The organism is Dongia sp., from assembly GCF_041918875.1.
In the GTDB taxonomy this organism is placed as follows: Bacteria; Pseudomonadota; Alphaproteobacteria; order Dongiales; family Dongiaceae; genus Dongia.
This window is the reverse complement of record NZ_JAYRUV010000027.1, coordinates 36,806-44,472: the sequence shown is the minus strand read 5'-3', so window position 1 is coordinate 44,472 and position 7,667 is coordinate 36,806. Positions and strand designations below refer to the sequence as shown.

At 64.3% G+C, this 7,667-nt stretch carries 5 protein-coding genes; 4 read left to right on the top strand and 1 reads right to left on the bottom strand.

All coding sequences use genetic code 11. The features are described 5' to 3' along the window. Positions 1 to 1,013 precede the first annotated feature (1,013 nt). Complete coding sequence (locus ACE3TY_RS20635; protein ID WP_374656550.1) at positions 1,014 to 2,423, top strand: amidase; 1,410 nt, start codon at positions 1,014 to 1,016, stop codon at positions 2,421 to 2,423. Positions 2,424 to 2,474: 51 nt separating this feature from the next. Here ACE3TY_RS20635 and ACE3TY_RS20630 read toward each other — a convergent pair whose 3' ends face one another. Then, positions 2,475 to 2,972: a winged helix-turn-helix transcriptional regulator gene (locus ACE3TY_RS20630; RefSeq protein ID WP_374656548.1), complete on the bottom strand. Its 498-nt coding sequence runs from the start codon at positions 2,970 to 2,972 to the stop codon at positions 2,475 to 2,477. A gap of 189 nt (positions 2,973 to 3,161) precedes the next feature. Here ACE3TY_RS20630 and ACE3TY_RS20625 point away from each other — a divergent pair, with 189 nt between their 5' ends. From ACE3TY_RS20625 to ileS, 3 genes are all read left to right on the top strand, one after another. Continuing rightward, entirely contained in the window at positions 3,162 to 3,608 is a 447-nt protein-coding gene (locus tag ACE3TY_RS20625; RefSeq protein ID WP_374656546.1) for a MaoC family dehydratase, read from the top strand. Between the two features lie 153 nt (positions 3,609 to 3,761). Then, positions 3,762 to 4,748, top strand: a complete 987-nt coding sequence (locus ACE3TY_RS20620; RefSeq protein ID WP_374656544.1) for a bifunctional riboflavin kinase/FAD synthetase — start codon at positions 3,762 to 3,764, stop codon at positions 4,746 to 4,748. A gap of 27 nt (positions 4,749 to 4,775) precedes the next feature. After that, on the top strand, positions 4,776 to 7,634 hold the full coding sequence (gene ileS / locus ACE3TY_RS20615; RefSeq protein WP_374656542.1) for an isoleucine--tRNA ligase: 2,859 nt from the start codon (positions 4,776 to 4,778) through the stop codon (positions 7,632 to 7,634). Positions 7,635 to 7,667 lie beyond the last annotated feature (33 nt).

Here is a 7,667-nt window from a genome sequence, read left to right as displayed (position 1 = left end):
AGACCAAGAAACTGCGACGCTTTACATCGGCCCGGCCGGGCCGATGTAAAGCGGATTAGAACAGAACCGGAAAACTGTTACCCATGTCTCCGGTCTAAAATGTCACCTATCTTTCCGGTCGCACATCAGTCTCGCTCTCTCTCATCTACAATCACGCTCATCTGCAATCGCTCGGGCAGCCATGGTCGGCTTCGGGTTCCGCGCCGATGGGCGGTTGCATCGGGATGTACCTGCCCGGCCAGTGACCGGCTTTCACCCGTCCGGTCGGGGGAATCGCGTGTCCATGGCGATCCACAGGGGACGTGTTTGGCCGCCCAACGTCCAGGCAGAACCGCTTCACCCGGTGCGGTCGCGGGAGCCGGTCGTAACACCGCCGGCTAGAGGCGGGGGCGGCGGCCTCCGGGAATCCTGAAGGCCACAACCCCACCGGCCTGCGCCCCCCAAGAAGAGAGCTTGCACCGGCGACAACCGAGCGATTGCAGATGAGCGGAGCGACCGACCCATCCAAGATAATGCGCGCTTCGGTATTAGTAGCAAATTCCTAGGTCGTTGTCAAGAACAAAATAGGAACTATATGCTTCTCCGTTACTTTTGGTTGTAACATTATGTTTCACGCTACCTGAAGAAGTTCCGCGCGTTTTGAAGAACCGGGCTTTCGCACGCTGGGTAAAGGCAATGACCTTGGCGCTGGCGGGCACGATCGCAGACGGGTTGCTGCGGCGGCATGAGATGAAGGTGAAGGGGATGCGTGTCGCAGACGCGGGGAGAATCTTCACTTCCGCCCCCCACCCAACCCTCCCCCCTGAAGGTGGGAGGGCTTTCCAGCCGAGTTCGCAGAAACAGCTCGCTCTACCTCCTCCCACCTTCAGGGGGGGCCGGTTCAGGTTCTGTCCGCGCCGAAACTTGAATCATTACGACATTGCTTGCGTTCGCGCCGCTGTGCAGAGTGCGGCGGGTTTTTCGCGGCATGCGGCGGCGTGAGTGCCGCAGGCAAAGGGAAGGTGGAGACCGTCATGACCGATTATTGGCGCCTCAGCGCGCTGCGGACCGTCGAGCTGCTGAAAAGCGAAGCGGTGACCCCGCTGGAACTCATCGACCATGCGCTCCAGCGCATCGAGGCCGTCAATCCGAAGGTCAATGCGATGGTGACACTCTGCGACGAGCGCGCCCGCGATCATGCGCGGCGGCTGATGCAGAAGCCTGTCGCGCGGCGCGGGCTGCTCTGCGGGCTGCCCTTCGGCGTCAAGGAACTGAATGACGTTGCCGGGGTGCGCACCACTTACGGTTCGCCGATCTTCACCGACAATGTGCCGGAAAAATCCGACATCATGGTCGAGCGGCTGGAAGAAAATGGCGGCATCGTACTCGGCATGACCAACACGCCCGAATTCGGCGCCGGGGCCAACACCTTCAACGAGGTGCATGGCGAGACCTGCAACCCGTGGAACGTGAAGCTCAATGCCGGCGGCTCGTCGGGCGGTGCGGCGGTTGCCTTGGCGACCGGCGAGGTGTGGCTGGCGACGGGGTCCGATCTTGGCGGCAGCTTGCGGACACCGGCGGCCTTCTGCTCGGTGGTGGGTCTGCGGCCCTCGCCCGGCCGCGTGCCCGCCGGCCCCGGCGAGCTGCGCTTCGACACGCTAGCGGTCGACGGGCCGATGGCGCGCGACGTCGCCGACACGGCCCTGATGCTGGATGCGATGGCCGGCTGGCATATCGACATCCCCATCTCGTACCCGGCGCCCGAAGAGCCGTTCCTCGCCACCGCGCTGAAACGGCTGAAGCCCAGGCGCGTCGCCTTCTGCCTGGACCCGGCGGCCCTGCCGATCGAGGCGGAGGTGAAGGCGCTGTGCCGCGCGGCACTGGAGAAACTGGCCGGCGCCGGCATCGCCGTCGAGGAGGCTACCCCCGATTTCAGCGGTGTCGGCAACGCCTTCCAGACCCTGCGCGCGGCCGATTACGCCGCCACGATGCGGCCGCTGCTCAACCGGCATCGCGACAAGCTGAAGCCGGACGTGATCTGGAATGCCGAGAAGGGTTTGGCGCTCACGGCGGAAGAGATCGGCAAGGCGCATCTCAGGCGCTCGCGGCTCTATGCCGACATGGTCAGGTTCTTCGAACGCTATGATTTGCTGGTTCTGCCGGCGGCACCGATCCTGCCGCGCGACATCAAGGAACGCTGGCCGCGCGAGATCGCCGGAGAGACCCTCGACAACTACGTCGAATGGCTGAAGCTCGCGGCCCTCATCACCATGACCTCGTGCCCGGTCCTGTCTCTTCCTTGCGGCTTCTCGCCGGACGGGCGGCCGATGGGCCTGCAGATCGTGGGCAAACCTCGCGGCGAGGGCGCGCTGCTGTCGCATGCCATGCTGTTCGAGGAGATTCTGGGCGTCCGCGACGCGGTGCCGATCGACCCGAAGGGGTAAACTGTACCGGGCCGTCATCCCCGGGCTTGACGATGTTTTATGAACGCGGGCTTAGTCTTCCTCCGCCAGCGCCGCCAGATAGGCGTCGCGCATCTGGTCGCTGGCCTTGGGGCCGGTCCCCGGGCGTGGGATGCCCAGATGCGCCTCGCGCAGTTCAGCCATGAAGTCGGCCCAGAGCGCCGGCCCGCCTTCTTCCAATATTTCGGCGCGCACCGAGAGGGTCCGGGTGGCTGGCAAGTGCCGGCGGCCCCAGGCGCCCATGGCGGCGAGCAGCGGCACCAGCTGGATCGCTTTTTCGGTCAAGGAATAGATCGCCTTCTGCTTATGGCTGGGATCGTCGGCGCGGGTGATGAAGCCGCCTTCGGTGAGGCGCTTCAGGCGGTCGGCGAGGATGTTGGAGGCGATGCCTTCTTCCGAATTGTTGAGGAGTTCGCGGAAATGGCGGCGGTTGCCGAACATCAGGTCGCGGATGACGATGAGGGACCAGCGGTCGCCCAGGGCCTCGAGGGTCAGGTTGATCGGGCAGCCGGACCTTTGCGTCTCGCTCAAATGCGCGCTCCTCACGTAACTGATTGCAATTTAGGAGCGGTAAGGAGTTGAGGCAACAGATTTGATGCTCACAATCTTGCGCCGCCTGTTCTTGAGGCGCTGGGGGGCGGTCGCTATAGTGCCGCGCGATTGTGCGGTGCGAAGCCTCCTTGGCGGCGTGCCGGCGCGGATCCCAAGGAGAAACCGGGTATGAGCGTTGCTTACGCGGATGAGTTGCGCGGAAAATACATCGATGAAATCGATACGGGCATGTCGGCGGTCTTCTCGAAGACGGTGACCGAGGCCGATATCATCCTTTTTGCCGGCATTTCGGGCGACACCAACCCGGTGCATCTCGACGAGGATTTCGCCAAGCCCAGCCTGTTCAAGGGCCGCATCGCCCATGGCATGCTGACCGCCGGCTTCATCTCGGCCGTGTTCGGCACCAAGCTGCCGGGGCCGGGCTGCATCTATCTTTCGCAGAGCCTGAAGTTCAAGGCGCCGGTCAGGATCGGCGACACGGTGGTGGCGCGCTGCACCGCGACCGCCATCGACAAGGAAAAGGGCCGCGCCACCTTCGCCACCGTGGCCACGGTCGGCGACACGGTGGTGCTGGAGGGCGAAGCCATGCTGCTGGTGCCGAAACGGCCGGCGTGAGTTTCAGTCCATGACGGCCGGAATCCGACCAAGATCCCCTCACCCTAACCCTCTCCCCACAATGTGGGGCGAGGGGACATTGGCGCGCGCCGCATTTCGATCGGCCCCCTCGCCCCGCGGCAGCGGGGAGAGGGTCGGGGTGAGGGGCCTCTCATGCGGCTGATCCGGCATCTGGAGGATGTGCCGTTCGAGGCGCAGGGGGCCGTGGTCGCTTTGGGCAATTTCGATGGCGTGCATCTGGGTCACCAGGCGGTCATTCGCCAGGCGGCGGAGATCGCGCGTTCGAAGAATGCGCCGCTGGCGGTGCTCACTTTCGAGCCGCATCCCAGATCCTTCATTCGCCCGCAGGATCCCATCTTCCGCCTGACGCCGTTCCGCATCAAGACGCGGCACCTGCAGGCGCTGGGCGTCGATTTCGTCTTCGAACTGACCTTCGATGCCGAGATGATGGCGCGGAGCGCCGAGACTTTCGTGACCGAGATCCTGGTCGGCGGCTTCCACATCGCGCATGTCGTGGTGGGTTACGATTTCTGTTTCGGCAAGGGCCGCGCCGGGAATGCCGCGATGCTCACCGAGTTCGGCGGGCGGCATGGGTTCGGCGTCACCTCGGTCGCCGCCGCCAAGAAAGGTGATGGGCCGGCTTATTCGTCGACCCTGGTGCGCGAGCAGCTGCAGGCGGGCGATCCCAAGAGCGCCGCCGCCACCTTGGGCCGGCCCTGGGAGATCGAGGGCCGCGTCGAGCATGGCGATGCGCGCGGACGCCAGCTGGGCTTTCCCACCGCCAATATCGCCATCGGCGAATATCTGGAGCCCAGGCTCGGCGTCTATGCGGTGATGGCGATCGACGACAATGACGAGAAACAAGGCTGGATCAAGGGCGTCGCCAATCTGGGGCGCCGGCCCACGGTGGGCGGCACGCGCGTGCAGCTCGAGGTGCATCTCTTCGATTTCGACGGCGATCTTTACGGCAAGCATATGCGCGTGGCGCTGATCGATTTCATCCGGCCGGAGATGAAGTTCAACGGCCTCGATGCCCTGAAGGCGCAGATCGCCGCCGACAGCACGGTGGCGCGCGGGATCCTGGCCGACTATCACGGCCCGCAGCCCGGCGCGCATCCGGGCAGCGCGAAACTGACGTAAAGCTTTTCACGATTGGACCAAGTGACGATGAGTGCCGACAAACCCACGCCCGATTACAAGAACACCGTCTTCCTGCCGAAGACCGATTTTCCCATGCGCGGCGATCTCCCGAAGAAGGAACCCGCGATCCTGGAAAGCTGGGAGAAGGGCGAACTCTACGGCAAGCTGCGCGCGGCATCGAAAGGCCACGAGAAATTCGTGCTGCATGACGGCCCGCCTTACGCCAACGGCAACATCCATATCGGCCACGCGCTCAACAAGATCCTCAAGGACGTCATCAACCGCTCGCAGCAGATGCTGGGCAAGGATGCGCATTACGTGCCGGGCTGGGACTGCCACGGCCTGCCCATCGAATGGATGATCGAGGAGCAATACCGGAAGGCCGGCAAGAACAAGGACGAGGTGGAGATCAACGAGTTCCGCCGCCAGTGCCGCGAGTTCGCCGCCAAATGGATCGACGTGCAGCGCGAGGAGTTCAAGCGCTTAGGGGTCTTCGGCGATTGGGCACACCCTTACACCACCATGGCCTTTGCGGCGGAAGCGCAGATCGTGCGCGAGATCGGCAAGTTCCTGATGAATGGCGGCCTCTTCCGCGGCTCGAAGCCCGTGATGTGGTCGGTGGTCGAGAAGACCGCGCTGGCCGAAGCCGAGGTCGAATATCACGACCATGAGAGCAACACGATCTGGGTCAAGTTCCCGATCGTCACGGGACCCGCGGCGCTCGAAGGTGGCGCCATCGTCATCTGGACGACGACGCCCTGGACCATCCCGGGCAACCGCGCCATCGCCTTCGGCAAGGATATAGACTATGTCGGCATCGAGGTCGGCGCTGTCGGCGACGAAGCCCATGTGAAGGCGGGCGATCGGCTGGTCGTGGCAAGCGATCTCAAGGCCGCGTTCGAGGAGAAGGCCGGCATCGCGGCATCGAGGGAAATCTGGTCCGGCAAGGGCTCAGACCTTGCCGGGACGGTGACGCATCATCCGTTCCATGGGTCGGGCTACGATTTCGACGTGCGCCCCTTCCCCGGCGATTTCGTTTCGACCGAGGCCGGCACCGGCTTCGTGCATATCGCCCCCGGCCATGGCGCGGACGACTATGAACTGGGCATGGCCAACGGCATCGAGGTGCCGCAGACGGTGGGGCCGGACGGCGCCTATTACGACCATGTGCCGCTTTTTGCCGGCAAGCGCGTGATGAACCAATACGGCAAGAAGGGCGATGCCGACGATGCGGTGATCGCGGCGCTGAAGGAACGCGGCATGCTGGTGGCGGCGGCCAAGATCAAGCATTCCTATCCGCATTCCTGGCGGTCGAAGGCGCCGATCATTTTCCGCAACACGCCGCAATGGTTCATCTCGATGGAGAAGAACGACCTCCGCAAGACGGCGCTGGCCGAGATCGAGCAAACCAAGTTCGTGCCGGAAGGCGGCAAGAACCGGCTCTATTCGATGATCGAGAACCGGCCCGACTGGTGCATCAGCCGCCAGCGCGCCTGGGGTGTGCCCATCGCCGTCTTCGTCAACAAGAAGACGCAGGAACCCTTGCGCGACCAGAAGGTGGTGGACCGCATCGTCGAGGCGTTCATGGCGGAGGGCGCCGATGCCTGGTATGCGAGCCCGCCCTCGCGCTTCCTCGGCAATGAATACAGCCCCGACGATTTCGAGCAGATCAAGGACGTGGTCGATGTCTGGTTCGATTCCGGCTCGACCCATGCCTTCGTGCTGGAGGAAGCGACCCGCGCCGATCCCAGCTGGGACATGACGAGCCCGGCCGACCTCTATCTCGAAGGATCGGACCAGCACAGGGGCTGGTTCCATTCCTCGCTGCTGGAAAGTGTCGGCACGCGCGGGGTGGCGCCCTTCAAGGGCGTGCTGACCCACGGCTTCGTGCTGGACGAGCAGGCCCGCAAGATGTCGAAGTCGCTCGGCAACGTCGTGGCGCCGCAGAAGGTGATGGAACAATACGGCGCCGACATCCTCCGCCTCTGGGTCACCGCCTCGGATTATTCGGACGATCTGCGGATCGGCAATGAGATCCTGAAATTCATGGCCGATCATTACCGGCGCCTGCGCAACACGTTCCGCTATGTGCTGGGGGCGCTCGACGGCTGGTCCGAAGCCGAGCGGCTCGATGCAAGCGAGATGCCGGAGCTTGACCGCTGGGTGCTGCACCGCCTCTCCGAGCTTGACGCATGCGTGCGCGCGACGGCGGAGAGCTACGACTTCCACGGCCTCTTCACCGAGCTGCATAATTTCTGCGCGGTGGATCTCTCGGCCTTCTATTTCGACATCCGCAAGGACGCGCTCTATTGCGACCGGACGGATTCGACGCGCCGGCGTGCCACGCGCACGGTGCTCCATGAAGTCTTCTCCTGCCTCACCGCGTGGCTGGCGCCGATCCTGTGCTTCACCGCCGAGGAAGCCTGGCGCGCGCGGCCGTGGAAAGAAGGGGAAGAAAGCGTGCACCTGCGCGTGATCCCGACCCTGCCCGAAGCCTGGAAGGATGCGGCGCTGGCCGAGAAATGGGGCAAGATCCGCGACATCCGCCGCGTCGTCACCGGCGCGCTGGAACTGGCGCGCGCCGAGAAGAAGATCGGCGCCAGCCTGCAGGCGCATCCCAAGGTCCATCTGTCGCCGGAACGGGAAGCCGAATTGACGGGCCTCGATCTTGCCGAGATCGCCATCACCTCCGATATCACGCTCCTGCGCGACGCGGCACCCGACGGCGCCTTCACGCAGAACGATGTGACGGGGGTTGCGGTGACGGTCGAACTGGCCCAGGGCGAGAAATGCGAACGCTGCTGGCAGGTGCTGCCCGAGGTGGGCGAGGATCCCGGCCATCCCACGCTCTGCCACCGCTGCACGCAAGCGGTCGAGGCGGCGTGATGCGTTTGGTGAAATTTGCGGCAGCTTCCCCCC

What these genes read in the sequence shown, in the direction of transcription:
- ACE3TY_RS20635 (WP_374656550.1), top strand. Translation starts at nt 1,014, where the DNA reads ATGACCGATTATTGGCGCCTCAGCGCGCTGCGGACCGTCGAGCTGCTG.
- ACE3TY_RS20625 (WP_374656546.1), top strand. Translation starts at nt 3,162, where the DNA reads ATGAGCGTTGCTTACGCGGATGAGTTGCGCGGAAAATACATCGATGAA.
- ACE3TY_RS20620 (WP_374656544.1), top strand. Translation starts at nt 3,762, where the DNA reads ATGCGGCTGATCCGGCATCTGGAGGATGTGCCGTTCGAGGCGCAGGGG.
- ileS (WP_374656542.1), top strand. Translation starts at nt 4,776, where the DNA reads ATGAGTGCCGACAAACCCACGCCCGATTACAAGAACACCGTCTTCCTG.